Origin of the sequence: Shouchella miscanthi, from assembly GCF_007725405.1 — a bacterium.
In the GTDB taxonomy this organism is placed as follows: Bacteria; Bacillota; Bacilli; order Bacillales; family Bacillaceae_D; genus Shouchella; species Shouchella hunanensis.
Genome location: NZ_CP042163.1, coordinates 2,348,629 through 2,373,083, shown reverse-complemented (window position 1 = coordinate 2,373,083; position 24,455 = coordinate 2,348,629). Strand labels below are relative to the sequence as shown.

Genomic DNA, 24,455 nt, shown 5'->3' with positions numbered 1-24,455 from the left:
TGTAGGATAACGGAGAAAATGATGTTTTGCAAACAAATCAGCAGCCTGAAATGGTACAATAAACATTCAGCTAAAAAAGAAAGAGGTTCGCGAACTCCCTCTATAAAAAACTAAGCAAGTGCAGGAGTGATCGAATGCTCGTTCTCAAGAAAAGGAGAAATGAAGCATGAGGAAAGAAAAAGCCATTGTCGTGTTTAGTGGTGGACAAGATAGTACTACTTGTCTTTTTTGGGCACTCGAACAGTTTGACGATGTATCGGTACTCATTTTTGACTATGGACAACGGCATAAAAGCGAAATTAGTGTCGCAAAAACGATTGCAGCAGAAGCTGGTGTGAAAGCAAAAGTGATTGATTTACAATTACTTTCTCAGTTAAATGCAAATGCATTAACAAATCCGGAGATGGCGATTGAAGAAGGACAAGATGGTGACTTGCCAAACACATTTGTACCAGGAAGAAACCACTTATTTCTGTCTTTTGCAGCAGTAGTGGCGAAAGATCTTGGCGCAAAACATATCATTACAGGCGTATGTGAAACGGATTTCAGTGGCTATCCAGATTGCCGTGATATGTTTGTTAAATCGTTAAACGTTACGTTAAACCTAGCAATGGATGAGCAATTTGTTATTCACACGCCTTTAATGTGGCTAAATAAAGAAGAGACATGGGCGATGGCAGATAGGTTAGGAAAACTTAGCTATATCCGTGAAAAGACATTAACTTGCTATGAAGGTGTGATTGGAGATGGATGTGGAACGTGTCCAGCTTGTAAATTAAGAATGAATGGTCTTCAAGCTTATTTACAAAAAGGGGAGGCGTCTGTATGATCCAACAAATCTATCCAACTACACCCCATTTATATGCATTTGAATTAAACAAGGATATGCAGCTGGCAACGGCTCATTTTATTGATTATGAGGACGCAGGGAAATGTCAGCGAGTTCATGGTCATACGTATACGATCAATATTACAATTGCAGGCGATCATTTAACGGATACGGGGTTTCTTGTAGATTTTAAACAATTAAAGCAACTTATTCATGATCGATTTGATCATCAGCTTTTAAATGAAGATCCGTTATTTTATGACGTGCCGCCCTCAACAGAGAATGTGGCTAAAACCGTTTATGAGTTAATTGAAGCATCACTAAAAACAATGACAAACGCGCCAACGTGTATACAAGTATTTGTACGTGAGACGCCAACGAGCTATGTTGTTTATCGGCCGAAAGAAGTGCACCATGAGTAGTGTCATTCCCGTACTTGAAGTATTTGGCCCTACGATACAAGGAGAGGGAGCAGTGATTGGTCAAAAGACAATGTTTGTTCGAACTGGTGGTTGCGACTATCGGTGCTCTTGGTGTGATTCAGCGTTTACATGGGATGGTACAGGAAAAAGTGAAGCATTAACGGCTGAAGCCATTGTGGAGCGTTTGGATACACTCGCCCCAGCATCTTACGGTCATGTCACAATTTCTGGTGGAAACCCGTTGCTTCATAAGGGGATTGGCCGACTTGTTACTCTTTTGCAAGCAAGAGGTATTCAAACGGCGGTCGAAACTCAAGGAACGTTCTGGCAAGATTGGCTGAAGCAGATCGATGCCGTTACAATCAGCCCTAAACCCCCAAGTTCTGGAATGAAAACGAACTGGGAGTCTTTAAACCAATGCTTAACCCAATTAGAAACAAGTCAAGTAAGTATAAAAGTGGTCGTTTTTAATCAAACCGACTATCAATATGCTAAAGAAGTTCATCAACGTTTTCCAGCGTATGACTTTTATTTACAAGTTGGAAATGAAGATCCAACAACTGCTAATCAGCAGAAGCTTATGCATGATCTATTGCAACAGTATGAACAGTTAATTGACTGGACGATGAATGATGAAGAAATGAATCGTGTTCGAGTGTTGCCACAGCTACATACGTTGCTGTGGGGGAATAAGCGAGGCGTTTAGGAGGAAGAAAGCAGAGATGGCAGGAAGAAATGAAGAAACCTTAACCGATGTAACGCTACTAGGAAATCAAGGGACAAAATATGCGTTTACGTATAATCCTAGTGTACTAGAAACGTTTGACAATCAACATCCTAATCGTGATTATTTTGTTAAATTTAATTGTCCTGAGTTTACGACATTATGTCCAAAAACCCATCAACCAGATTTTGCAACGATTTACATTAGCTATATCCCTGACGTGAAGATGGTTGAAAGTAAGTCACTTAAACTTTATTTATTCAGTTTTCGTAACCATGGTGACTTTCATGAAGATTCCGTTAACACGATTATGAACGACTTAATTGCATTAATGAATCCACGTTATATCGAAGTATGGGGAAAATTTACGCCGAGAGGCGGCATCTCGATTGACCCCTATTGCAATTATGGGAAAAAAGGAACGAAATTTGAGGAAATGGCGAATTACCGGATGATGAACCACGATCTTTACCCAGAGACGATTACAAATCGATGAGTACAAAAAGCCAAAGCCTATAAGGTTTTGGCTTTTATTGGAGAAATGGGGCTTCGGTCTGAAGCAAGCGTTTTATCGCGGATACAAGTTTAAGCTATAAAAATAAGGACTTGATAAAAAAAGTCCTAAATAAAGGTTTAGATGTAGAGATATCGGGAATATTGTCTAAGAGTGTCGATGGTTTTAAGATAAGGACGTGAATGTATGGAAGAAACAAACAAGCAAATTATACATACTTACCGCACGCTGTTAAAAGAATTTACAGAGAAGTTGAGACGAAATTTAACAAGAGGTGAAAAAGAAATCTTGCAGACTCTAGCTAGAGACACCAAGCCCTCTTCTTTCTAACTCTTCTTTTAAGATGTCCACAAAATCACGATTTAAGTTTCTCTTTTCAGCGAGCTCGCAAGCCTCGATTAATAATTGATCATTTAATTGTTGTAACATATTTCTAATCCCCCGCTCATAAACATTTTTACGTTATACGTTCTCTTTCCCCCTTTGTTTAATTTAAAACCTTTTTTCAGAAAATAATTTAGTTGAACAAACGTTTTACTGAAAATAGAAAAATAACAAACAGTAGAGTAGCTTGTGTTACGCGTAGATAGGATGTTTCGACTTTTTGAAGTTGTATTCTTTTTTACTGAAGGTTTTAACGCATCCATCCAGCTTTGCACTACCATGCACATTTCTTACAACCGTATCCGGACGATTTTTCATCACTATAGAAAATGAGTTTTAGGTACTTATTTTTTTTATCGTACAAAACGGCCACTACTATTAGACATTTTATAGAGAAAGAAGTATTTTCACTCATTACAAGAGGCGTTGCTCGTTCTTGAATGAGCGTGCTATGCTAGAGTTACTTCTAAAAAGATCAACGAGTAAGTAGAGGAAAGGACAGTGTTATCATATGGTGCATCGCTTTTTTCTTGAATGCAGCTGGAATGGCGGTAGAAATAGTACAGGGGTCATAAAAACTGGTGCATTAGAATCTACGATATCAATTCCAAGCGAGATGAATGGACCGGGGGAAGGAACAAACCCCGATGAGATGTTGTTAGGCGCAGCAGCGACATGCTTCGTTATTACTTATGCGGCTATGTTAGAAAGAGCCAATATTGAAAAAGAATCATTAACGCTTTCATCTGAAGCAAGAGTCGATGTAACAAAAAATGTGTTTACGTTTAAAGAAATCCTTCATCGGCCAACCGTTATCTTGAAAAAGCAGAGTGACCAAGAGCGAGCGAAGAAGTTTGCGTATCAGGCAGAGAAATCATGTATGATTTCAAAAGCATTGGCGGGAAATGTAAAGGTGGTGGTGGAGCCAGTTGTTCAAGTATCGAATTAAAAACGGTGTTCTTGTTAGTGGTGTTTTAGCCGTTTTAGTTGTAACTGCGTGTGACTCTACTGACGATTTAATAGGTCATAATCAAAAGCAAGACGGCTATATCCCATCATCCCCAATTGAATTTGTTGAAGAGGATCCTGCTGTTGCACAATAAAAAGCAGTCCAACCAAGTCTTTTATGACGAAGGTCGGACTGCTTTTTTCATTCGTTTAATGCGCTTTATCTGCCTCTTGTTTACCGTAAAGTTGTATAGGATCATAATTTTCTTTGTAGGTTTCAAAATAATGCATCACTTCCTCTACATATGCATCACTTCGATTGTAAGAAAACAACGCGTCTTCGTAATCGCCATCTACTGCACCGTGTTCTGAAAGAAAACGGGCCGCGGCATAAGCAGAATCGTACAAATTAAATGGATCGGCTTCTCCGTTACCAGTAGCGTCTGTACCATAGCCGTTGTGCTCTTCAATTAGTCCAATGTCTGTGATGTCTACATCGTCAGCTACGTTGCCAATATCATCTACTCCTGGATAAGTCCAACCAATCCAGGTTCTAGGCATAAATTGAAAATGACCTAGGGCACCAACAGGGCTTTCCATTGGTTCCATTGTAGAAAATATCGTCTCTACTCGATGAACAGCTGCAAGAAGCTCCCAAGGAATACTATAGGTGTCTGCAGCTTCATGATAGACAGGAATATAGTCTTCTGGAATTTGATTTTCCGAAATGATTGCCTTGTAAAGACCTTGTCGAAAACGATCATTTTGTTCAAAGAGGAGAACAGCTACACCAACAAGGACAACAATAAGAACGAGAATGGAATAGAGCCATTTTTTCATTGTCTAACCTCTTCCACTGAAAAAGTACTTGTCCATCTTAACACGATTAAAAGCGTTGGAACAATGGCTATCGTTTTGATTTATAAAAATAAGGGAATATGCATGAAAGTAAATGAGGTGAGAGCATGAAAACACAAGTATTGATAGTTGGTGGGGGTGTCGCTGGTCTTACAGCAGCACTAAAGTTAGCAAAGCACGGCATAAACGTAATCGTAGTGGAAAAAAGCCCTCATCTCGGTCATGCGTATAAAGGTGAGCTCATCCAACCCAAGACGATACAATTGTTTGAGCGTGCAGGTATTTATGAGTCATTTTCAAGTGCTTGGACGACATTTTCTACGATTGAAACGTCTGAACTCGATGTGCACTTAAAGCCGATGTTGCGCTCATCAATGGATTACAAACAGTTGCCACCGCCTTACCAGTACGCAGCTATGCTGCCCCATAGTGAGATAAAGCGATTATTACTTAAGGAAGTGAAACAGTATAAAGCCTTTACTCTTCTTCAGCCTGCAACGTTTGAGCAACTGGAAGAGAATAAAGCCATCATCAAACAAGGAAAACAGAAAACGACTATTGCGTTTGAGTATATTATAGGCGCAGAAGGCGTTAACTCACGGGTGCGAGAACAAGCTGGAATTGAACGTAAAAGGCACGTATACGAGCACGATTTTTTAACGGTATCCTTCCCTGCTCCTAGCGGATTAAAGCATGGGCATTTAATTGCAACGAAAGATCGTTTTTTAGGCTTATTTCCATTACCGAATGGGTATGTTCGAACGGTTTACCTCATTCGAAAAGGAGAATATAAAACGTGGCGAAAGGGCCCGTTGCAAGTGTTCTATGATCATTATGTGTCACTATTTCCAGCGTTAGATGGGTATGTCCAAAACATTAAAGAATGGAAAGCCATTCAACTTATGGTCCCGATTCGTCAACATGCCAATCACTATGTGAAAGACAATATTGCTTTGATTGGTGATGCAGCTCACAGCGTCCATCCAATGGCAGGTGAGGGCATGAACTTGGCTATACAAGGTGCTGATTGTCTTGGCGAATTGTTGATTGACTTGTATGAAAGACGGAAGGGGAATGCGTTTTTAAACCAGTATGAATCTGTCCATAAAAAAAGAGTTAAGGCGATTATGAACCTCTCTCATTTAGGTGGACTAGCCTATGGGAAAGAGGGAAAAGCATGGCAAAGAAGTCGAACCTTTGCGCTAAAACAACTTTTAAATAATGAAACATTATTAACAAAATACATGTTTAACATTTCGGGACTCGGTTTTTGGCCGTTTTCAGTTAAAGATAGTGTGACATTAGTAAAGCGTAGTAAAACGACAAAGGTTTTAAACGAGATGGAGCAGTACCAATATGATGTAGAGGACGACTACCCTTGGAAACATCAAATGAGGTGAAAGAAGTGGCAGATAATCATTTAAGAAGAATGTGGCATGCGCGAAAATGGATGAAGCAAACCGAACCTTTTCTTATGACTTGGCACGCCCATTTAGGCTACAGCTTAAACTTATTTCAACATTTTAAAAAGCCTGAGACAGTTGAAAACGTAGCAAACGAGTACGAATTAGATGAAGTGTTGCTCAGCCGTTGGGTGGAAGTAGGTATAGCTGTCGGCCATTTGAAGAAAAAAAGCAAGAAAAAGGTACAAAGTAAACGTGAAATGGTCATGTACCTTACGAAAGAAAGTGAACGGTCGGTTGGAATCTTACTAGAGGAAATGTTTGAACTCCATATTCCAACGTTACTAAACTATAAAAAAGGGCTTGTACGGCAAGAAAAAACCACGTCAACACCTGTTGCAAGCATGGTAGCAGAAACGTCAAAACTTCTGGAAGCCGTAACGCTACCGCGAGTCGCATCTCGGTTAAAGAAACAAAAAAGCAAGGCAGTTTTGGACGTAGGGTGTGGCTTAGGTGGCTATATGATGACGTTGGCGGAACAGTTTCCAAACATTCAGTTTCACGGTGTTGAAATTGATCAAGACGTTTGCCGACGAGCGAATGAGGCGAATTCATTCCAAAACGTCAGCATTGATCAAGGAGACTTTAAAGAAATGCGTTTTCGAAAAGGGTACCACACTGTTATGTTTAATAATATTTTGTATTATTTTACGGTTGTAGAAAGGCTTGCTCTTATTAAAAAAGCAACGGATGTATTGAAAAAAAAGGGAGAAATCATACTTATCACGCCACTCGCAGATGGAAAGCATGGCAAACGCTTTGCCAGTGCGTTTAATAGCTTTATGACTGCTCATAATGAGATGCACCCGTTGCCAACAAGAAAAGAATTAGCCTATATGGCAAAACAAGCAAACGTAAAAATTGTCGAAGAGCGGGCGTTAATTAAAGAAGGTGGTTGGTATTTGATTCGACTAAAGAAGAAGTAAGTTCAGTAACCATCGTTTGAAAAGCATGTTGGTCAACAAAGTCTTCTGCTTTCCACTCTTGCTTCACCCATTGTAGAAGAGCGTGTGTTGATTCAAACACCGCTCCACTTGTGTCAAACGTACGTATGGCATATCGATTGGATTCGTCATCATTAATTACATAACAAGGAACTGTGCTATGAACGGATTGAAGCTCGAATTCGTACATGTTATCACCTCGATAGTAGTATCAACAAATAGGTCGTGATTATGTTTTGTTTTGCCAACTAGTTAGGGCATTTTCATACACACCCTCTTTTCTACAAAAAAGTGAGTGGAATGACTCGTTTTATTTCAATTTACTTTAAAGAGCGGCATACTATTTTGGGAACGGATTTACTTAGCATTTTTAAGGAAAGAGCGAGGTTTTGTTTCTTATTCCTTTATTTTGTTAGAAAAAGAAAGCGCTTTTTGGCGAAATTGCAAGAATCATCGTTAAAAAGGCTAGATTTTATTGCGCAAAAGCGCTAAAATTTAGGTGACCGTTTTTAACTGGAGCGATGAAACAATACAATGCGAATGTTTTGAGTAAACCAGTAGGAAATGGTACTATATTTCTGTAAGCGCTTGAAAATAGACGTTTGCGCTTTTGTGATGCAAACTATTGTCTTAGGAGGTCTATCACACATGTCCAGCAAGGAAAACAGCCCGGAAAAACCTTGGCAAGGATTTTATGGTCCGAACCTCGGAGTTGTAATAGAGCTGTATGAGCAATATACGGAAGACCCAAATTCCGTAGATGAAGAAACAAGAGCACATTTTGAAAAATGGGGTCCACCTTCTTTAGAAGAGTCCGTTAGTTTATCTAAAGATCGTGTGAATCAAGAAATTGGCTCGGACATGATAAACGCTGTTGTCGGTGCTGTGAAGCTGGCAGATTTTATTCGAGCCAAAGGTCACTTAGCATCTGACATTCAACCAATATGGAAAACTCATAAAAATGATGACCTTATTAGTTATGAACGCTTTAATGTTACTGAAGAACAACTTAAGAATGTACCGGTGGATTATATCTGTCCACAAGCCCCAACTCATGTCAAAAACGGATTGCAAGCAATAGAACATTTACGCAATGTCTATTCCAAAACAATGGCATTTGAGTTTGGTCATGTACAAGACGAAACAGAACGAAATTGGTTAAGAGACAAGGTTGAATCAGGAACGTTTGCAGATGCTTTGTCGACAGAGGAGAAGCGTGGTTTACTGGAGCGATTAACATCGGTGGAAGGCTTTGAGAAATTTATTCACCGTACGTTTGTAGGGCAAAAGCGCTTTTCCATTGAAGGTGTAGACTCATTAGTGCCTATGCTAGATATGGCGATTAATGAAGTACGAAAAGAAAAAACCGATCATGTGATGATTGGTATGGCGCACCGTGGTCGCTTAAATGTGCTTGCGCACACATTAGGGAAGCCTTTTAAAGCGATCTTTGCTGAATTTTTGCAAGCGCCAAACAAATTAATTGCGCCATCTGAAGGGCTTGGCGAAACCTATTCGGGTTGGACAGGCGATGTAAAATACCATTTAGGTGCTGATCGCCAAATTGTAGATGATGAGCGTTCTGAAACAATCGTATCACTAGCGAATAACCCGAGTCACCTAGAGTTTGTCTCTCCGATTGTGGAAGGGTATGCTCGAGCAGCTCAAGAGGATCGAAGTAAACGTGGTGAACCGACACAAGATTCACGTCGTGCATACTCCATCCTGATACACGGAGATGCAGCTTTTCCTGGTCAAGGAATTGTAACCGAAACGTTAAATTTAAGTCGTTTAAATGGGTATCAAGTTGGCGGTTCCCTCCACATTATTGCGAACAACAATATAGGTTATACGACAGAAGCATACGATTCTCGCTCCACTACATACGCAAGTGATCCTGCAAAAGGTTTTGAAATTCCGATTCTCCACGTTAATGCAGATGATCCCGAAGCGTGTGTGAAAGCAATCCAGTTCGCTGTTGAATACCGTAGGAAATTTAAGAAAGATTTTCTAGTCGATTTAATTGGTTATCGTCGCTTCGGTCACAATGAAGGAGATGAACCAGCGGTCACACAACCGGAACTGTATACCATGATTCGTAAACATCCAACAGCAAGAGCATTATATGCTGAACAGCTACAAGCAGAAAATGTGTTAACGAAAGACGAAGTAAAAAAACTCGATACGGATATGTATGATTATTTACTTGAAGAATACAACAAAGTCAATGCTGATAAAGCTGAGCGAAACTATGAGTTAAGCCCACCTGATTTTATTGTGGACGGGTTACCAAAAGTAAAAACGAATGTAGAAAAAGATAAACTTCAATCTTTCAATGAACAGCTACTTGATTGGCCAGAACGTTTTAATCCAAATGAAAAACTAAAGAAAATACTGCAAAGACGTGCGAATGCATTTGATGGTGACGGGAGTGTTGACTGGGGATTAGCGGAAGTATTAGCTTTTGCGTCTATCATTCACGACGGTACACCAATTCGTTTAAGCGGTCAAGACACAGAGCGAGGCACGTTTGCGCATCGTCATCTTGTCTTACATGATCGTGAAACAAACGAAACGCACACGCCTCTTCAAGCGTTTGAAGATGCAAATGCGTCCTTTGCGGTTTACAATAGTCCGTTGTCAGAGCAAGCATGTGTAGGTTTTGAATACGGTTACAATGTCTTTTCAAAAGAAACATTAGTATTATGGGAAGCCCAGTTTGGTGATTTTGTGAACGGCGCACAAGTCATGTTTGACCAATGGGTATCTGCTGGACGAGCAAAATGGGGTCAGAAATCTGGATTAGTTGTTCTCTTGCCACACGGGTATGAAGGAGCAGGACCTGAGCATTCAAGTGGGCGTGTAGAACGTTTCCTTAACTCGGCAGCTGAAAACAACTGGACGATTGCTAACTGCACATCGGCAGCCCAATATTTCCACATTTTGCGACGCCAAGCAAAAATATTGCAGAAGAATACAGTTCGCCCTCTTATTATCATGACGCCAAAAAGCTTGTTGCGAAATCAAAACATTGCTTCGACAACAGCCGAATTTGCGGAAGGCGAGTTTAAGCCGATTTTAGAAGAGCCTATTTTAGGAAAAGATCGTCAAGCAGTGAAACGAATTATCTTAACAAGTGGGAAATTAGCGATTGAGCTGCAAGACCACATTAAAAAGAATGATGAGGACTGGAGCTGGCTTCATATTATTCGGGTGGAGGAACTTTATCCGTTCCCGCGTAGAGCCATTCGTGAACTATTAAAAGAGTTTCCTAATTTAGAAGAAGTGAAATGGGTGCAAGAGGAACCGAAAAATATGGGAGCGTGGTCCTTTATGGAGCCGCGAATTCTAGAAATTCTACCGAAAGATGTTCCATTAAGCTATATCGGCCGGACATTCCGTTCAAGCCCAGCGGAAGGCGTATCAAACGCTCATAAAGTGGAACAAAAACGAATCATCACGGAATCGTTGACGCGCAAAAACTAAGGAGGCATTTTACATTGACTGAGATTAAAGTACCAGAGCTAGGTGAATCCATTACTGAAGGAACGATTTCTCAATGGTTAAAAGAAGTAGGCGATTATGTTGAACAAGGTGAATTTATCGCTGAACTTGAGACGGATAAAGTAAATGCTGAAATTCCAGTAGAAACTTCTGGCGTTATAAAAGAATTTAAACGCGAGCCAGGTGATACGGTAGAAATTGGTGAAGTTATTGCCATTATTGACGAAAGTGGTCAAGCTGGAGGCGCTTCGTCAACTACTGAAAGCACAAAGGAAGAGCAGCCGGTAGCAGAAAAACAAGCAGAGACGAAATCACAAGATCCTGCCAAGCAAGAGGAAGAAACACAATCAACTAATCGTCCTTTGGCATCACCTGCTGCACGGAAGCTAGCCCGTGAAAAAGGAATTTCCCTTGATGCTATTACACCAACGGATCCTACAGGTAAAATCCGTAGACAAGACGTTGAAGCACACCAAGACAAACCAGCGCAATCAAAAGCAGTGTCTCCGCAAAAGCCTGCACCAACGCAATCAGCCGATGATCCGACAAAGCCGACTGAGCGTGAAAAAATGTCTCGTCGTCGTCAAACGATTGCTAAACGTTTAGTAGAAGTACAGCAAACGTCTGCGATGTTAACAACATTTAACGAAGTAGATATGACAGCTGTTATGGATTTACGTAAACGTCGTAAAGATGCGTTTTTAGACAAAAATGGTGTTAAATTAGGTTTTATGAGCTTTTTCACAAAAGCTGTTGTTGGTGCTTTAAAAGAATTTCCATTGCTTAACGCGGAAATTCAAGGAGATGAGCTCCTTATTAAAAAATACTATGATATCGGTATTGCCGTTTCAACTGATACAGGATTAGTCGTTCCAGTATTAAGAGATGCAGATCGATTAGGTTTTGCAGGAATTGAGCGTGGCATTGGTGATTTAGGTAAGAAAGCTCGTGATAATAAACTGCAGCTAAACGATATGCAGGGTGGTACATTTACGATTACAAACGGTGGTGTCTTTGGATCACTTTGGTCAACGCCAATTTTAAATGCTCCTCAAGTTGGGATTTTAGGTATGCACAAGATTCAAATGAGACCGGTAGCAATTGATAATGAGCGTTTTGAAAACCGCCCAATGATGTATCTTGCGCTTTCATACGACCATCGAATTGTTGATGGAAAAGAAGCAGTTAGTTTCTTAGTAAAAGTAAAAGATATGATTGAAGATCCAGAACAACTGTTATTAGAAGGGTAATGGAAAGAAGGCTAGCATGCTAGCCTTCTTTCTTGTACAATAAACGAGGTAGAGGAGGAATGAAGTCATGATACACCAGCAGTGGACTGAAACAGCGACACTTCGGATGTTGACTTGTGTTCATACAGATGCAAAGAAATATGTTGTAAATGAAGTATTAACAGTTGGAAAGCAGTATGAATTAAAAAACGAAACCGATGAGTTTTATTTTGTCATTGACAATACTGGCAAAATGGCTGGTTTCTATAAAGAGTATTTTGAAGGCTAGCAGTAAGAAAACAGGATGGGGATCTCCATCCTGTTTTTTAATGTTCGCGGAAGAAAGAGAGTGCAAGCTCATCAGGGACTTCAGCGACAGACTCGTATGAATAAACCGGTTTATGGGATTTGTCAATTAAGACTGAATAAACCCCTTCATAGAAATCGTCACACTGAAGAAAATGTTTCGCAAGGGTTTTGTCGGTTTCAAACGTTTCCTCAAGTGAAGACGCTTTTGATTGCTTCAAATGCGCAAGCGTTATTTTTAACGACAACGGTGATTTACTATTTAATAATGTGTACGTATCTTGAGCGAAGCGACTAGAATCATGATGGAGCGATGTTAAAATCTCTTCAATGGTTTTAAAAGAAAAATGTTTGTGAATGTTATCCTTATTCATCATAAGCTCACTTTGTGTTGGCTCTTTAATAAACGATTGCAAAAATAAATGCACGCTTTGTGAAGTGACTTCGTCGTAGTCGTCCCAGTGATGGGCTACGAGTTCTTGTTTACACGTTTCTAATGTATCACTTTCTATATAATAGTCTGCACAACCAATTGAAATAGCGTCAGAAGCAGTTAACACAGACCCTGTTAGTGCAGCATATCTTCCAGTATAATCTGGTGTTTGGCTAAGAAAGTAACAAGCACCAACATCAGGAAAGAAGCTAATATTGACTTCAGGCATTGCCCATTTTGTGCGCTCTGTTACAATACGGTGACTTGCTCCATAAGACAAGCCAACACCGCCTCCCATTACAATGCCATCCATAAGGACAACAATAGGTTTAGGGTAGTTCGCTACGTAGAGATCCAGTTCATATTCAAGATTAAAAAAGGCTGTCGCTTGATCTAATGCTTGTTTATTGTTCTTTGCTTGATAGAGGGCTTTAATGTCACCACCAGCACAAAAAGCTTTTGTACCTGTGCTTTCTAGAAGAATGACACGTACGCTGGCATCTGATTCCCACTGCTTCAGTTGTGTATAGAGCGCTGAAATCATGTCAAATGTTAGCGAATGTAGTGCTTTTTCTCTAGAGAGTGTCGCAATCCCAACTCCGTTTTTCTTTTTTGAAAACATGATCTGTTCAGTCATTTTTATCTATCCACCCCACATGAATGAAATCGTTTACTCTCTTATTTTGACCTATCTGAATAAGAAAAGCAACGAAATCGAACGAATAAACCATTTTTTGCAAATGGAACCGATGGAAGCGTCATATGCCTTGCATTTTTATTTTACCGATGCTATGATCAAAACGAGTCAGAGATGGGCAGATTTTTTGGCAGGGAAGCTGATTGATTTCTGAGAGTAATAGCCTATCTCCCAGTTTGATTTAATAAGTAACTGTAATGACATGATTAAAAAAACATGCTTAAATGAACCTTATGTCAACGTTTAAGCGATTAGAGTGCATGATAGGAATAAAAACAACTTCATATTTTAACTTCGGGGCAGGGTGAAATTCCCTACCGGCGGTGATAAGGCTTAGCCTTTTAGTCCGTGACCCGTATTTTTATACGGTGGATCTGGTGCAACTCCAGAGCCGACAGTGAAAGTCTGGATGGGAGAAGTTTAACGAATACAGTCGAATCGACGTTTATTTGTGTATGGAATTTTCTTTATTCCTAGGCAAATAGTGCCGTTTTATTTAGTGAACCCCCGAAGTGTAGCCTTTGGGGGTTTTTTGTATTGGAGGAGGGGTTGGATGTTTACCGGTATTATTGAAGAAAAAGGAACCATTACAGAAATAAACAAGCAAGATCAGGGAATGAAATTGAGTATTAGAGGGTTGAAGGTTCTTGAAGATGTATCCCTCGGAGATAGTATTGCTGTAAATGGCGTATGTCTTACCGTAACAGCATTCACTGATCAGACATTTTCGGTTGACGTTATGCCAGAGACGTTTCAAGCGACGACGTTAAGTCAATTACGTATATCGGCAACGGTTAATCTAGAGCGTGCCATGTCGCCACTATCACGGTTTGGGGGTCACATCGTTTCTGGGCATATTGATGGGAAAGGAACCGTTGTTCATCGGAAACAAGTGGATAACGCAGTTTACTTTGATATTCAAGCACCGAAAAGCATTTTAAAATACATCGTTCAAAAAGGTTCAGTTGCAGTTGATGGAACGAGCTTAACGGTATTTGGTATGAAAGACAGTCATTTTACGATTTCCATTATTCCTCACACACTTGATGAAACTATTATGGGGACGTTAGCAATTGGCAGTGAAGTGAATATTGAATGTGATTTGATTGGAAAATATGTTGAGCGATTATTGACTGTATCTGACGAATCTGCTCCGAAGCAAAATCTAGCTGAACTGCTACAACATAATGGGTATATGTAGGGAGGAAAATGTCCATGTTTCATAAAATTGAAGAGGCGATTGAGACGTTAAAAGCAGGCGGTATTATTATCGTCTGTGATGACGAGGATCGTGAAAATGAAGGTGACTTTGTTGCTCTTGGGGAATATACCACTGCTGAAACAATAAATTTTATGGCAACGTACGGGCGTGGACTCATTTGCACGCCAATCTCAAAAGAAAAAGCACAGCGTCTGCAATTAGAACAAATGGTCAGCCAAAATACAGACTCTCATGGCACTGCTTTTACTGTCAGCATTGATCATGTAACAACAACGACAGGGATTTCTGCACAAGAGCGTGCGTATACGGTACAAGCTCTTGTCAATCGAGAAGCCACAGCTGCTCATTTTAAACGACCTGGTCACATCTTTCCGCTTGTTGCAAAAGACGGAGGTGTCTTAAGACGAGCAGGACACACGGAAGCGGCAGTTGATTTTGCAAGGTTAAGCGGTTCTGAGCCAGTTGGAGTCATTTGTGAAATTATGAATGAAGATGGCACAATGGCACGTGTTCCTCAGCTTAAAGACATTGCTCGAGAACATAAACTTCCACTCGTAACGATTAAAGATTTAATTGCGTATCGCCGTAAACAAGAGTCGGTCATTCAGCGAGAAGCAGATCTTGCTTTACCGACTGAATTTGGAACCTTTCGAGCAGTTGCTTATACAAACACGTTAGATAATAAAGAAAGCATTGCGCTTGTAAAAGGCGATTTTTCGAACGAAGAACCGGTGTTAGTACGTGTCCATTCAGAATGTTTAACAGGGGATGTCTTTGGTTCAAAGCGTTGTGACTGCGGTCCGCAGCTTCACGCGGCTCTTAAACAAATTGAAGAGGCAGGAAAAGGCATTCTTTTGTACATGAGACAAGAGGGACGTGGTATTGGACTAATTAATAAACTAAAAGCTTATGAACTGCAAGAAAAAGGGTTTGATACCGTTGAAGCAAACGAAAAACTAGGGTTTCCAGCTGATTTGAGAGATTATGGCGTGGGAGCACAAATTTTAAAGGATTTAGGCGTTAAGCAATTAAAGTTATTAACTAATAATCCGCGGAAAATTGCAGGTTTGCAAGGTTACGATCTGACGATTGTAGAGCGAGTGCCGCTTCAGTTAGCAGGTTTTGCTGAAAATGAACGCTATTTAAAAACAAAAAAAGATAAATTAGGGCATATGCTTCATTTATAGGAGGAATAAACAAATGGGAAATGTATTTGAAGGACATTTAGTAGCAACGGACTTGAAAATTGGGATTGTAGTAGGACGTTTTAATGAATTTATTACAAGTAAATTATTAAGTGGTGCACAAGATGCGTTCATCCGACACGGGGCACAGGGGAGCGATGTGGATGTTGCATGGGTTCCTGGAGCTTTTGAAATACCGTTTGCGGCAAAGCAGATGGCCGATTCAGGAAAGTACGATGCAATTGTCACACTAGGGACGGTTATTCGGGGCTCAACACCTCATTTTGACTATGTATGTGGAGAAGTATCAAAAGGTGTGGCTCAATTAAATATGACGAGTGGTATTCCGGTAATATTCGGTGTTCTCACAACCGATTCCATTGAACAAGCAGTGGAACGAGCGGGCACAAAGGCAGGAAACAAAGGTTGGGAAGCGGCTACTGCAGCCATTGAAATGGCAAATTTGGCAAAGCAATTTTCTAAATAAGATTCTTCACAAATACTCTTTTCAGTTCATCTGAGAAGAGTATTTTCCATTAAATGGATTGCGAAAATTGTCATATTCTCGTTCTCATTAAAGATAATCCTAAGCTACAATAAAGAATGGTCAACTAAGAGAAAGTAGGGGAGAACGATTTACAAAGAAACATTAAATGAACTTATCACATTAGCATTAAAGAAAAGAGCGTTGCTGGCACATAGTAAACTAGCGTTTTTCTTATCGGCTATGCTTGCAGGGGGCTATGTTGCAGTAGCAGTCGTTTTAGTCTATATCATTGGAGATCCTATTGTTCAAAGCTTTCCTGCTTTAACACCGCTCGTAATGGGTTTTGCTTTTGGAATTGCGCTTTTGCTCGTCATTTATGCAGGCTCTGACTTATTTACAGGCAGCGTTCTCTATTACACTGTATCAACGCTACAAAAAAAGACAACGTTAAAAGATACGTTTCAAAATTGGTTATGGACGTATGGTGGCAATCTTGTGGGTGCATTGTTTATAGCCTGGCTTGTCTATATGACCGGTATTTTTTCTGGAATGACTGAAGGGCATTATTTACTTTATGTGACAGAGAAAAAAATGACGACAGATACGCTTGAATTGTTTTTTAGAGGCATTTTTTGTAACTGGCTCGTTTGTTTAGCAATTTGGACACCAATGCGCTTGAAGAACGAGATGGCGAAGCTATTTGTTGTGTTTATGATTATTTTTGCATTTTTTGCATCTGGATATGAACATAGTGTCGCGAACATGGGCTTATTTCATTTAGCACTCCTTCACAACCCAGGTGTTGAAGCGATTTCTATGTCAGGTTATGTCGCTAATCTTGTTCCTGTCACGTTAGGAAACATTGTTGGTGGTAGTGTTTTTGTAGGGATGGCTTATTATTATATTTCTAAAAAAAGTGAGTCCACTAGTGAACTAAAATAAATAGATAGGAAGAGAACCTAGTTTGGTTTCTTCCTTTTTTCCTTTTCATCGAAAGGGTAACGGTGTTTATGAACGAGCTGTTCATATGTAAGAGTAGAGGGTTTTTTTGCTCGTTTTGCTTGCTGGATAATCGTTATCAATGCGGGGTCCTGTATAGGTAACTCATAATCAGTAAAGGCTGTTTGACCAACAGAATGATAGCGTTCGTGCATATCTTGCTGCACTTGTTTTTCATTCATTCCTAAGTCTTCAAGTTGGAAACAGCGCTCCTTTAAGCGGTTTTCAACCCGATTATAGAGAATTCTTGCGCCTTTTTCGTTTCCTCGTCGTTCATGGTAAAGAGCTACCGCAATTTGTATGAGGATAACCCATGGAGATAAGCGTTCTGGATCGGCTTGTTTTTTCCATTCCAACTCTAAAACTTCGTGGCATTCAAAATAATCACGATCAACATGAAAATAGGTAAGAAATGCTATATAATGAGGTGGATACACAAACATTCGACTCCTTTCGAGTTTATTCTTGAAAAGGTTCTAATAATTGATTATGGTATACTTAACATAAAATGATTGGTGAGAAAAGAAATGACGATTTATAACGTAAAGACACCATTATTTGAAGGGCCACTTGATCTATTGCTGCATCTCATCTCACAGGCTGAGGTGGATATTTATGATATTCCAGTTGCAACCATTACAGATCAGTATTTAGACTTTATCCACACGATGCAAGAGCTTGAGTTAGACATTGCTAGTGAATACCTCGTAATGGCGGCGACATTGTTACAAATCAAAAGTCAAATGCTTCTTCCAAAGCCAGAAGAACTATTTGATGAGAGCGAACAATGGTTAGAAGAAGATCCTAGAGACGAGCTCGTTGAGCAGCTTATCGAATATAAGACATATAAAGAAGCAGCAAAACATCTAAAAGATCAAGAAGAAGTACGCCATTCTCTACATACTAGAAAACCAGAAGAGTTAGACCACTTTTTAACCGATGAAGAGGAGAGACAGCTGCAAATTCAGAATGTTACTCTTGTTGATATGCTCGGAGCGTTTCAAAAGATGCTTCAACGAAATGCCTGGAATCGACCTAAAACGAAAGTGGTACATACAGAAGAACAATCTGTTGAACAGCGAATAGTTGAACTGCTCGATAAACTAGATGAGACATATGGTCCAACTCGATTTTCTGATTTAGTTGAACCGGACGATCGTTCATCAATGATTGTATCCTTTTTAGCTATTCTAGAGTTAATTAAAACATCTACGATCTATTGTGTTCAAGATCAAAGTTTTGATGAGATTACGATTTTTTTACGGGACGGAGACAAGCATGAACGCTGAATTATTGGCAAAAATGGAAGGTCTTTTGTTTGTTGTTGGAGACGAAGGAATTTCTTTAGCAGAATTAAAAAGCCTTATAGAATCAGAAGAAGAAGACATTCTTGCTTGTTTAGAACAACTTAAGCAAGACATGAAACAATCTAACCGTGGCATTCGGTTAGCAAGACTGGGAAATCGTTATCGATTGACTACAAAAGTAGAGCATGCTGATTTGTATAAAAAATTAGCAGCATCACCTATTCAAGGGGGCTTATCACGGGCAGCCCTTGAAACATTGGCGATTATCGCTTATAAGCAACCAATTACAAGAATCGAGATTGATGATATTCGAGGTGTTAAATCCGATAAAGCGATTCAATCCCTCATATCAAAATTACTTATTGAAGAACAAGGTCGTGTATCCGGTACGGGTCGAGCCATTCTTTTTGGGACGACTCGTTATTTCCTTGATCATTTTAATTTAGAGTCATTAGAAGATTTACCAAGTCTAGCGGAACTAGACTTAACAAGTGATCGTGTAGAAGAAGATGCAGACCTCTTTTTTGAACAGCTCCATCAGTTTGAAGAGGAATAAATGTTGTTAAAGATGAGTCTCTTTTAAAGAGACTCATCTTTTTTATGGGAAAGGATAGGCGGCTATCACGAGAACGAGCTTTTTCGCATATCGTTTTAATGAAAAGGTAGGTGAAGGCATTTGGAGACACATTTACAAGCTGTTCGACAGTGGTGTGATCATTTAGAACACCTTTGGGGAGAGCAGCAGCAGGAGTTAGTGAATCGAACGAATCAGGAACTGCTTGAACAGTTCTATCATGCGCGAGCACAGCTACATGAAGCCATAGCAGGAAATGACCCGTATGTCGATCAAGTAGCTGCTGTTGTATATGAAGTCTGGCAAAAGATGAATGACCAACGTTCTGTTACGCCTCGTCTTCGTTCAGGAAATCATGTATTACCACCATTGCCATATCCTTATAATGGATTAGAGCCCTATATCGATGAGGAAACAATGCGTCTGCATCATCAAATTCATCACAAAAGCTATGTAGATGGCTTAAATAAAGCTGAATTGGAACTAGTCAAAGCAAGGGATAACGATCAATACGAGTTAATTAAACATTGGGAGAGAGAGCTTGCTTTCAATGGTGCGGGCCATTACTTGCATACATTGTTTTGGGAAGTGATGATGCCAAATGGCGGTGGAAAGCCAGCTGGCGCACTGTTAGAGGCAATAAAGGCTTCATTTGGATCATTTGAGAAGATGCAAAAACACTTTACGGCAGCTGCGGCTAAAGTCGAGGGGAGCGGCTGGGCAATGCTAGTATGGGCACCTCGTGGCCAACAGCTAGAGATTCTACAGGCTGAAAAGCACCAGCAATTATCTCAGCAAGATCAAATTCCGCTTCTTGTGCTTGATGTTTGGGAACATGCTTACTATTTAAAGCATCAAAATAAACGAGAAGCGTATATAAGCGATTGGTGGAAGGTCGTCAATTGGAAAGCCGTTGAGGAGAGATATAGGAAAGCAACTGAACTAAAATGGAAAAAAGCTTAATAGAAGAAGCCCTCCAACGTCTCTAAGACAACGTTGGAGGGCTTTTAACTGTATTAGTAGGGGGTTTTACAACTATAAAATGGGCGAGAGCAAACGAGAAATGGACTCCTTAAAACGAACACGCTTACCTCTAGCTTCATACAGTTCCGTTGTAACGAGTGTGGACACTTTTACGTCTTCAGCGAAATCGTGAATGAGCTGTCTAGCAATAGAAGAATCGTATATAAAGGCATTCACTTCAAAATTTAGTTTGAAACTGCGTTGATCAATATTCGCTGTTCCAACAGAGCTGACCCGTTCGTCTACAACAAGCACCTTGTTATGAATAAAACCATTTTCATAAATATAAATTTTTGCACCTACTTTTAACATTTCACCAATGTGTGACGTCGTGGCCCAATAAACAAACATGTGATCCGGCTTGTTCGGGATCATAATCTTGACTTCGATTCCAGTTTGGGCTGCCACTTGAAGGGCATCAAGTAGCGTCTTATCAGGAATAAAGTAGGGTGTTTGAATGATGATCGATTTCTTAGCATCCATAATCATTTTTAAATACCCATTTTTAATTTGTTCAAACTCAGAATCAGGTCCACTTGATACAATTTGCATCGCCGATTTACCGTTGGGAGGGATATCAGGAAAATAGCGACTGTGGTAGGAAATATGATATTCCTTTGCTGCTTGATTCCAATCTAATATAAATCTTGTTTGAATCGCTGCAAGAGCAGGCCCTTCAATTCTTAAGTGGGTGTCGCGCCAGTAACCAAATTTTTTCTTCTTCCCTAAATATTCGTCACCGACATTAAACCCACCTACATACCCACAAACACCATCAATATTAACAAGCTTGCGGTGGTTCCGAAAATTTAAGCGCAAGTTTACTATTGTAAATTTTGAAGGGAAGAAGACCCCAACTTCTCCACCAGCTTCGCGAAACGCTTTTAAGTATTTTTTTCGCATGGATCGAGATCCTAGATCGTCATACAAAAGCCTTACTCTTACGCCTTCTTTCGCTTTTTCTGTAAGCGCATCAATAATCTCCTTACCGATGCCATCGTAACGAAAAATATAGTATTGAATGTGAATAAACGTTTTAGCGTTACGAATATCGGTAAGCAGCTGATTGAATTTCTTTTCTCCATCTGTAAAGATGTCGATATGATTTTCTTTTGTTAAAATAGCATCATTGTTCATTAAATGCATATAGATGAGGTCACGATTTTCATCGACTGTATTACTTCTAAAACGAAAATTTGCATCAAGCACGTCTTTTTTTTGTTGCTCGATTAGATGATCGAGACCAACTTTTTTAATCCCTTCCCATTGGAAAATTTTTCTTCTCGTCAACGTTTGACCGAGTAGAATGTAAATGATAAAGCCAGCAAGAGGGATAAAGAATAAAATAAGTAACCAAGCCCATGTTGCTTGCGCGTCTTTTCGTTCAATAAAGATCAGAATGACCGCAAATAAAATATTGACCACAAGAAGTGCTGCAAATAAATATGTTGGCATCGCAAATTCAATAACCATAGTATCAACCTTCTACTTTCTCTGTGTATCTAAAAACGGCCTGATCGAAAGATGGCCCAAATAATCCAAAGGAACATAAGGGACGTAATCGTTAAACCAACTTCTATTGCGGGAATTTGTAGCAGAATGGTTGGTTCAGCTGTTAGCGATCCTCCAATAATAACACCCGTCATAATAATACTAAAAGACAATAGGACAACCGAAAAAGCAAGTTTATTGCTAATACGGTCAACTTTTTTTATTAAATCTTTTATCTCTCCAATTGAAATGGAGACTTTTAATTTCCCATCTCGAATTTCTTTTAATGTCTGGCTTAGGTCTTTTGGCAGAAGACGAATGGTTTCAAGGCTGTCCTGTGACTCCTTTTGCATTTTACGTGCAAATCGTCTTGGATCGTAACGCTCCTTAATTAACATTCTCCCGAATGGTTCAACAATATCGATAATCGCAATGGATGGAGCAATATGTGAAACAATCGATTCAACAGCTAAAAGCGCTTTTCCTAGCATCGTCAAGTCTGGAGGAATTAAACAATCATGCTGGTTAGCGACGGTAAATAAGTCTTGAACCGCTTCACCGATAGATATTTCTGCCATCGGAACATCGTAGTACTTTAAGCGAAGATAGTCTAAGTCGTCATGGAGCCGTGCTTGATCGACTCCTTCATGAACAATATCCATCGCAAATAAAGCTTTCATGACTCGATCTGTATGTCTGCTCTTTAACCCTTGAACGAGTAAAGCGAGACTATGACGCATTTCATCGGATAAGCGACCAACCATTCCAAAATCGATTAAGATAATATCATTGTTCTTGGTGACAAAGATGTTACCTGGATGAGGATCGCCGTGAAAAAATCCATGAGCAAAAATCTGCTCAAACATACCGGTTGCAAATCGCTCTGCAACGAGTTCCTGGTCATAGCCTTTTTCATATGTAGCTTCAGTTATTTTCGTTCCTTCAACCTTTGACATGGTGAGCACTTTCATAGATGAATAAGCAGAATAAATAACAGGAAAATACATGTTTGGTTGATTTTTGGATTGTCGTTTTAAACGCTCGGCATTTTGTGCTTCGTTTTTATAATTAATCTCCTCTTTTAAAGCACTCGCAAATTCGTGAAATAAGTCAATGAGTCGAAATTTTTTCACCCACGTAACCCGTTCCTCTGCTAGTAGGAGCAAATCCTCTAAGATAGCCAAGTCTGTTTCAATAATTCGTTGTATATGCGGACGTCGAATTTTGACAACGACACTTTCCCCTGTTGGTAGTTCCGCTTCATGTACTTGACCAATGGATGCTGCTGCTAAAGGTTCTTTATTAAAGGAGCGAAACAATTGTTCAATAGGGGTGTCCAACTCTTGCTCAAGAATCTCTTTTGCTTCTTCATAAGGAAAGCTTGGCACGTTATCTTGCAACGCTTCTAATTCATTTAACACGTGCTGAGGGAAAAGATCAGCACGTGTACTCGCGAGTTGACCAAGCTTAATAAAGGTAGGCCCAAGCTCCTCTAACAATAAACGAATTCGCTTTGCTACAGAGAGGTCAGTGTCTTTCTTTTTCTTAGAACGTTTAGGTTTGCGTCTTTCAAGCAACCCCATGTCTCGGACAATTTGACCAAAGCCATAGTGATAAAGAGCTGTAATAATATCTTGATACCTTGATAGATACCGCATTCTTTTTTTAAGCATTGGTACGGTCCTCTCTTGCTATTTAATCATCATTTGACTGTGCTTGATCTTGTTGCGCCAATGTTTTCTCAAGAATAGCGACTCTCGCTTTCAACGCATCCACTTCTGCTTGAGTAGGAATATCCATGGAAACAAGATACTGTTTTACCCGTTCGGTAATCATTGATTCCACTTCTTTTTGTGCTTTTTTTCCTTTTTCCATTAAATCGTCAACAAGCTGATTGGATTCTGAACGTTTTACCTCTCCTCGTTGAACAAGTTCGTTAACCGTTCTTTCGATTTGCTCTTTACTAGCAGAAGCCGCTCCAACTCCTAAAGAATACACATTATTTAATACATCTCTCATTGCCATCGTCGTTTCCTCCTTATTTCTGTCATCTTATTTCTATTGTATACAAAGAAAGGAGATGAACACAATTATATTCTCGTTACTACCCTTTATACGACGTTTTCAATCAAAAGTTTCAATCAATTATGGCGTATAGTTCTGCATGAAAAGTGGCTGATCGTCAAGCCACTCGGCATAAAAAATCATTTTATGAGAAGGAAAGCCTCTTTTGTGAATTTGTTCATGTAACCAGCCTTCTGTTTTTTTGATTTTTTTTAGTCCTTCATAAATAATTTCTCCGTCCATAATGAGAGGAACAGGTAAGCTTTGGTCAACACCTTCAACCGCCATATCTTGATTTGATGGTGAACGAAAAGCATGTTTGAGCTGAATATTGACCGTTCCATTTGTTTCCAAGATACCATATTGGACTTCTCGGATCGAAAAAACGCCTTTTTCCCTTAATAAGTGCTGAAGCTGATTTAAGTCTAGTTTATTTTTGCGCAGCTCATCAAATTGAATCCGACCCTTAGCGATAATAATAGAAGGAGACCCCTCAAGCAGACCTCTTGTAAATCGAAACTTTTGCGTAATCATTTCAATGGAATAGATGAGGGACCCCCAAATAAAAATCGCGTAAAGCACATAGACAAGGTGGATGTCGTCATCATAAATGGCGTTTCCTAATAGCTCGCCAATGACCAGTGCGGAAATGAAATCAAACGGTGTTAGCTGAGTAATTTGATTTTTACCGAGAACTTTAGATAACACTAATAGTGCGAAAAAACCTACAATCAGTTCGGTTGTTAATGATATATAGCTTTGCATGATGCTCTCACCCTATGTTAGTAACATCCTTTCTACTGTTAGTGTCTTACCTAGTCTGGCTGCTATTCCATGAAACAATTGTCA

At 39.7% G+C, this 24,455-nt stretch carries 27 protein-coding genes and 2 riboswitches; of the genes, 18 read left to right on the top strand and 9 right to left on the bottom strand.

Features of this window, described 5'->3' with window-relative positions; translation table 11 throughout:
- The first annotated feature begins 76 nt into the window (after positions 1–76).
- Positions 77–120: riboswitch (PreQ1 riboswitch) on the top strand.
- A 46-nt stretch (positions 121–166) separates the two neighbouring features.
- Genes queC through queF form a run of 4 tightly spaced genes read left to right on the top strand, consistent with a single transcriptional unit; the run spans position 167 to position 2,471 of the window.
- Complete coding sequence (gene queC / locus FPV17_RS11915) at positions 167–829, top strand: 7-cyano-7-deazaguanine synthase QueC (RefSeq protein ID WP_144559119.1); 663 nt, start codon at positions 167–169, stop codon at positions 827–829.
- Positions 826–1,251 (top strand): 6-carboxytetrahydropterin synthase QueD, encoded by a 426-nt coding sequence (gene queD / locus FPV17_RS11910; RefSeq protein WP_144559118.1) that lies wholly within the window; start codon positions 826–828, stop codon positions 1,249–1,251. The genes queC and queD overlap by 4 nt, the downstream gene beginning before the upstream one ends.
- The gene (gene queE, locus FPV17_RS11905; RefSeq protein WP_144559117.1) at positions 1,244–1,957 is read left to right on the top strand and encodes a 7-carboxy-7-deazaguanine synthase QueE; all 714 of its coding nucleotides are present in this window, start codon (positions 1,244–1,246) and stop codon (positions 1,955–1,957) included. The genes queD and queE overlap by 8 nt, the downstream gene beginning before the upstream one ends.
- A 16-nt stretch (positions 1,958–1,973) precedes the next feature.
- Positions 1,974–2,471, top strand: coding sequence for a preQ(1) synthase (gene queF, locus FPV17_RS11900; protein ID WP_144559116.1), 498 nt, complete (start codon positions 1,974–1,976; stop codon positions 2,469–2,471).
- 315 nt (positions 2,472–2,786) lie between these two features.
- On the opposite strand, the gene sda is transcribed toward queF, so the two are convergent.
- Positions 2,787–2,918, bottom strand: coding sequence for a sporulation histidine kinase inhibitor Sda (gene sda, locus FPV17_RS11895; protein WP_081762339.1), 132 nt, complete (start codon positions 2,916–2,918; stop codon positions 2,787–2,789).
- A gap of 466 nt (positions 2,919–3,384) precedes the next feature.
- On the opposite strand from sda, the gene FPV17_RS11890 reads away from it, so the two are divergent.
- Complete coding sequence (locus FPV17_RS11890; RefSeq protein ID WP_144559115.1) at positions 3,385–3,822, top strand: SACOL1771 family peroxiredoxin; 438 nt, start codon at positions 3,385–3,387, stop codon at positions 3,820–3,822.
- Positions 3,803–3,976 carry a hypothetical protein gene (locus FPV17_RS21985; RefSeq protein ID WP_186370614.1) on the top strand — a complete coding sequence of 58 codons (174 nt, stop codon included), beginning with the start codon at positions 3,803–3,805 and terminating at the stop codon, positions 3,974–3,976. Before FPV17_RS11890 ends, FPV17_RS21985 begins: the two co-directional genes overlap by 20 nt.
- Positions 3,977–4,031: 55 nt before the next feature.
- On the opposite strand, the gene FPV17_RS11885 is transcribed toward FPV17_RS21985, so the two are convergent.
- A complete protein-coding gene (locus tag FPV17_RS11885) occupies positions 4,032–4,661 on the bottom strand; it encodes a lytic transglycosylase domain-containing protein (RefSeq protein ID WP_035397003.1) in 630 nt (209 codons plus the stop codon).
- A gap of 125 nt (positions 4,662–4,786) precedes the next feature.
- Between FPV17_RS11885 and FPV17_RS11880 the strand changes: the two genes are divergently transcribed.
- Positions 4,787–6,079 (top strand): FAD-dependent oxidoreductase, encoded by a 1,293-nt coding sequence (locus tag FPV17_RS11880; RefSeq protein ID WP_144559114.1) that lies wholly within the window; start codon positions 4,787–4,789, stop codon positions 6,077–6,079.
- Positions 6,058–7,068: a class I SAM-dependent methyltransferase gene (locus tag FPV17_RS11875; RefSeq protein ID WP_052008169.1), complete on the top strand. Its 1,011-nt coding sequence runs from the start codon at positions 6,058–6,060 to the stop codon at positions 7,066–7,068. Before FPV17_RS11880 ends, FPV17_RS11875 begins: the two co-directional genes overlap by 22 nt.
- Here the strand turns inward: FPV17_RS11875 and FPV17_RS11870 are convergent.
- Positions 7,025–7,276 carry a hypothetical protein gene (locus FPV17_RS11870; RefSeq protein ID WP_035397002.1) on the bottom strand — a complete coding sequence of 84 codons (252 nt, stop codon included), beginning with the start codon at positions 7,274–7,276 and terminating at the stop codon, positions 7,025–7,027. The two genes, FPV17_RS11875 and FPV17_RS11870, sit on opposite strands and share 44 nt — an antisense overlap.
- 458 nt (positions 7,277–7,734) lie before the next feature.
- On the opposite strand from FPV17_RS11870, the gene FPV17_RS11865 reads away from it, so the two are divergent.
- The 3 genes from FPV17_RS11865 to FPV17_RS11855 all read left to right on the top strand — a co-directional run bounded on the left by FPV17_RS11865 (position 7,735) and on the right by FPV17_RS11855 (position 12,108).
- Positions 7,735–10,572 (top strand): 2-oxoglutarate dehydrogenase E1 component, encoded by a 2,838-nt coding sequence (locus FPV17_RS11865; protein WP_144559113.1) that lies wholly within the window; start codon positions 7,735–7,737, stop codon positions 10,570–10,572.
- 14 nt (positions 10,573–10,586) lie between these two features.
- The gene (gene odhB / locus FPV17_RS11860) at positions 10,587–11,840 is read left to right on the top strand and encodes a 2-oxoglutarate dehydrogenase complex dihydrolipoyllysine-residue succinyltransferase (protein WP_144559112.1); all 1,254 of its coding nucleotides are present in this window, start codon (positions 10,587–10,589) and stop codon (positions 11,838–11,840) included.
- Positions 11,841–11,907: 67 nt separating this feature from the next.
- Positions 11,908–12,108 (top strand): DUF6501 family protein, encoded by a 201-nt coding sequence (locus FPV17_RS11855; protein WP_144559111.1) that lies wholly within the window; start codon positions 11,908–11,910, stop codon positions 12,106–12,108.
- 37 nt (positions 12,109–12,145) lie between these two features.
- Here the strand turns inward: FPV17_RS11855 and FPV17_RS11850 are convergent, their stop codons facing one another.
- The gene (locus tag FPV17_RS11850; protein WP_144559110.1) at positions 12,146–13,195 is read right to left on the bottom strand and encodes an enoyl-CoA hydratase/isomerase family protein; all 1,050 of its coding nucleotides are present in this window, start codon (positions 13,193–13,195) and stop codon (positions 12,146–12,148) included.
- A gap of 346 nt (positions 13,196–13,541) precedes the next feature.
- Positions 13,542–13,680: riboswitch (FMN riboswitch) on the top strand.
- Between the two features lie 128 nt (positions 13,681–13,808).
- Between FPV17_RS11850 and ribE the strand changes: the two genes are divergently transcribed.
- The 4 genes from ribE to FPV17_RS11830 all read left to right on the top strand — a co-directional run bounded on the left by ribE (position 13,809) and on the right by FPV17_RS11830 (position 17,090).
- On the top strand, positions 13,809–14,456 hold the full coding sequence (ribE, locus tag FPV17_RS11845) for a riboflavin synthase (RefSeq protein ID WP_060705367.1): 648 nt from the start codon (positions 13,809–13,811) through the stop codon (positions 14,454–14,456).
- Between the two features lie 14 nt (positions 14,457–14,470).
- Complete coding sequence (locus FPV17_RS11840; protein ID WP_144559109.1) at positions 14,471–15,664, top strand: bifunctional 3,4-dihydroxy-2-butanone-4-phosphate synthase/GTP cyclohydrolase II; 1,194 nt, start codon at positions 14,471–14,473, stop codon at positions 15,662–15,664.
- A 13-nt stretch (positions 15,665–15,677) separates the two neighbouring features.
- Complete coding sequence (gene ribH, locus FPV17_RS11835) at positions 15,678–16,148, top strand: 6,7-dimethyl-8-ribityllumazine synthase (RefSeq protein WP_060705366.1); 471 nt, start codon at positions 15,678–15,680, stop codon at positions 16,146–16,148.
- A gap of 147 nt (positions 16,149–16,295) precedes the next feature.
- Positions 16,296–17,090 (top strand): formate/nitrite transporter family protein, encoded by a 795-nt coding sequence (locus FPV17_RS11830; RefSeq protein WP_367614639.1) that lies wholly within the window; start codon positions 16,296–16,298, stop codon positions 17,088–17,090.
- Between the two features lie 17 nt (positions 17,091–17,107).
- On the opposite strand, the gene FPV17_RS11825 is transcribed toward FPV17_RS11830, so the two are convergent.
- A complete protein-coding gene (locus tag FPV17_RS11825) occupies positions 17,108–17,590 on the bottom strand; it encodes a DUF309 domain-containing protein (RefSeq protein ID WP_081762338.1) in 483 nt (160 codons plus the stop codon).
- A gap of 84 nt (positions 17,591–17,674) precedes the next feature.
- Here FPV17_RS11825 and FPV17_RS11820 point away from each other — a divergent pair, with 84 nt between their 5' ends.
- From FPV17_RS11820 to FPV17_RS11810, 3 genes are all read left to right on the top strand, one after another.
- Positions 17,675–18,436 carry a segregation/condensation protein A gene (locus FPV17_RS11820; protein ID WP_035396992.1) on the top strand — a complete coding sequence of 254 codons (762 nt, stop codon included), beginning with the start codon at positions 17,675–17,677 and terminating at the stop codon, positions 18,434–18,436.
- Positions 18,426–19,010 carry an SMC-Scp complex subunit ScpB gene (scpB, locus tag FPV17_RS11815; RefSeq protein WP_144559107.1) on the top strand — a complete coding sequence of 195 codons (585 nt, stop codon included), beginning with the start codon at positions 18,426–18,428 and terminating at the stop codon, positions 19,008–19,010. Before FPV17_RS11820 ends, scpB begins: the two co-directional genes overlap by 11 nt.
- Positions 19,011–19,130: 120 nt before the next feature.
- Positions 19,131–19,991, top strand: coding sequence for a superoxide dismutase (locus FPV17_RS11810; protein ID WP_035396990.1), 861 nt, complete (start codon positions 19,131–19,133; stop codon positions 19,989–19,991).
- A gap of 72 nt (positions 19,992–20,063) precedes the next feature.
- Here FPV17_RS11810 and cls read toward each other — a convergent pair whose 3' ends face one another.
- The 4 genes from cls to FPV17_RS11790 form a co-directional block, all read right to left on the bottom strand.
- Positions 20,064–21,524, bottom strand: a complete 1,461-nt coding sequence (gene cls / locus FPV17_RS11805; protein WP_144559106.1) for a cardiolipin synthase — start codon at positions 21,522–21,524, stop codon at positions 20,064–20,066.
- A gap of 29 nt (positions 21,525–21,553) precedes the next feature.
- On the bottom strand, positions 21,554–23,215 hold the full coding sequence (locus FPV17_RS11800; RefSeq protein WP_144559105.1) for an ABC1 kinase family protein: 1,662 nt from the start codon (positions 23,213–23,215) through the stop codon (positions 21,554–21,556).
- Positions 23,216–23,237: 22 nt separating this feature from the next.
- Positions 23,238–23,567 carry a phasin family protein gene (locus FPV17_RS11795; protein ID WP_246117032.1) on the bottom strand — a complete coding sequence of 110 codons (330 nt, stop codon included), beginning with the start codon at positions 23,565–23,567 and terminating at the stop codon, positions 23,238–23,240.
- 120 nt (positions 23,568–23,687) lie between these two features.
- Positions 23,688–24,371: a DUF421 domain-containing protein gene (locus FPV17_RS11790; protein WP_144559104.1), complete on the bottom strand. Its 684-nt coding sequence runs from the start codon at positions 24,369–24,371 to the stop codon at positions 23,688–23,690.
- Between the last annotated feature and the right edge of the window lie 84 nt (positions 24,372–24,455).

Excerpts from the sequence above, each read along its gene's own strand:
- queC (WP_144559119.1), top strand. The coding sequence starts at position 167 with ATGAGGAAAGAAAAAGCCATTGTCGTGTTTAGTGGTGGACAAGATAGT.
- queD (WP_144559118.1), top strand. The coding sequence starts at position 826 with ATGATCCAACAAATCTATCCAACTACACCCCATTTATATGCATTTGAA.
- queE (WP_144559117.1), top strand. The coding sequence starts at position 1,244 with ATGAGTAGTGTCATTCCCGTACTTGAAGTATTTGGCCCTACGATACAA.
- queF (WP_144559116.1), top strand. The coding sequence starts at position 1,974 with ATGGCAGGAAGAAATGAAGAAACCTTAACCGATGTAACGCTACTAGGA.
- sda (WP_081762339.1), bottom strand. The coding sequence starts at position 2,918 with ATGTTACAACAATTAAATGATCAATTATTAATCGAGGCTTGCGAGCTC.
- FPV17_RS11890 (WP_144559115.1), top strand. The coding sequence starts at position 3,385 with ATGGTGCATCGCTTTTTTCTTGAATGCAGCTGGAATGGCGGTAGAAAT.
- FPV17_RS11885 (WP_035397003.1), bottom strand. The coding sequence starts at position 4,661 with ATGAAAAAATGGCTCTATTCCATTCTCGTTCTTATTGTTGTCCTTGTT.
- FPV17_RS11880 (WP_144559114.1), top strand. The coding sequence starts at position 4,787 with ATGAAAACACAAGTATTGATAGTTGGTGGGGGTGTCGCTGGTCTTACA.
- FPV17_RS11870 (WP_035397002.1), bottom strand. The coding sequence starts at position 7,276 with ATGTACGAATTCGAGCTTCAATCCGTTCATAGCACAGTTCCTTGTTAT.
- FPV17_RS11865 (WP_144559113.1), top strand. The coding sequence starts at position 7,735 with ATGTCCAGCAAGGAAAACAGCCCGGAAAAACCTTGGCAAGGATTTTAT.
- FPV17_RS11855 (WP_144559111.1), top strand. The coding sequence starts at position 11,908 with ATGATACACCAGCAGTGGACTGAAACAGCGACACTTCGGATGTTGACT.
- FPV17_RS11850 (WP_144559110.1), bottom strand. The coding sequence starts at position 13,195 with ATGACTGAACAGATCATGTTTTCAAAAAAGAAAAACGGAGTTGGGATT.
- ribE (WP_060705367.1), top strand. The coding sequence starts at position 13,809 with ATGTTTACCGGTATTATTGAAGAAAAAGGAACCATTACAGAAATAAAC.
- FPV17_RS11840 (WP_144559109.1), top strand. The coding sequence starts at position 14,471 with ATGTTTCATAAAATTGAAGAGGCGATTGAGACGTTAAAAGCAGGCGGT.
- ribH (WP_060705366.1), top strand. The coding sequence starts at position 15,678 with ATGGGAAATGTATTTGAAGGACATTTAGTAGCAACGGACTTGAAAATT.
- FPV17_RS11825 (WP_081762338.1), bottom strand. The coding sequence starts at position 17,590 with ATGTTTGTGTATCCACCTCATTATATAGCATTTCTTACCTATTTTCAT.
- FPV17_RS11820 (WP_035396992.1), top strand. The coding sequence starts at position 17,675 with ATGACGATTTATAACGTAAAGACACCATTATTTGAAGGGCCACTTGAT.
- scpB (WP_144559107.1), top strand. The coding sequence starts at position 18,426 with ATGAACGCTGAATTATTGGCAAAAATGGAAGGTCTTTTGTTTGTTGTT.
- cls (WP_144559106.1), bottom strand. The coding sequence starts at position 21,524 with ATGGTTATTGAATTTGCGATGCCAACATATTTATTTGCAGCACTTCTT.
- FPV17_RS11800 (WP_144559105.1), bottom strand. The coding sequence starts at position 23,215 with ATGCTTAAAAAAAGAATGCGGTATCTATCAAGGTATCAAGATATTATT.
- FPV17_RS11795 (WP_246117032.1), bottom strand. The coding sequence starts at position 23,567 with ATGGCAATGAGAGATGTATTAAATAATGTGTATTCTTTAGGAGTTGGA.
- FPV17_RS11790 (WP_144559104.1), bottom strand. The coding sequence starts at position 24,371 with ATGCAAAGCTATATATCATTAACAACCGAACTGATTGTAGGTTTTTTC.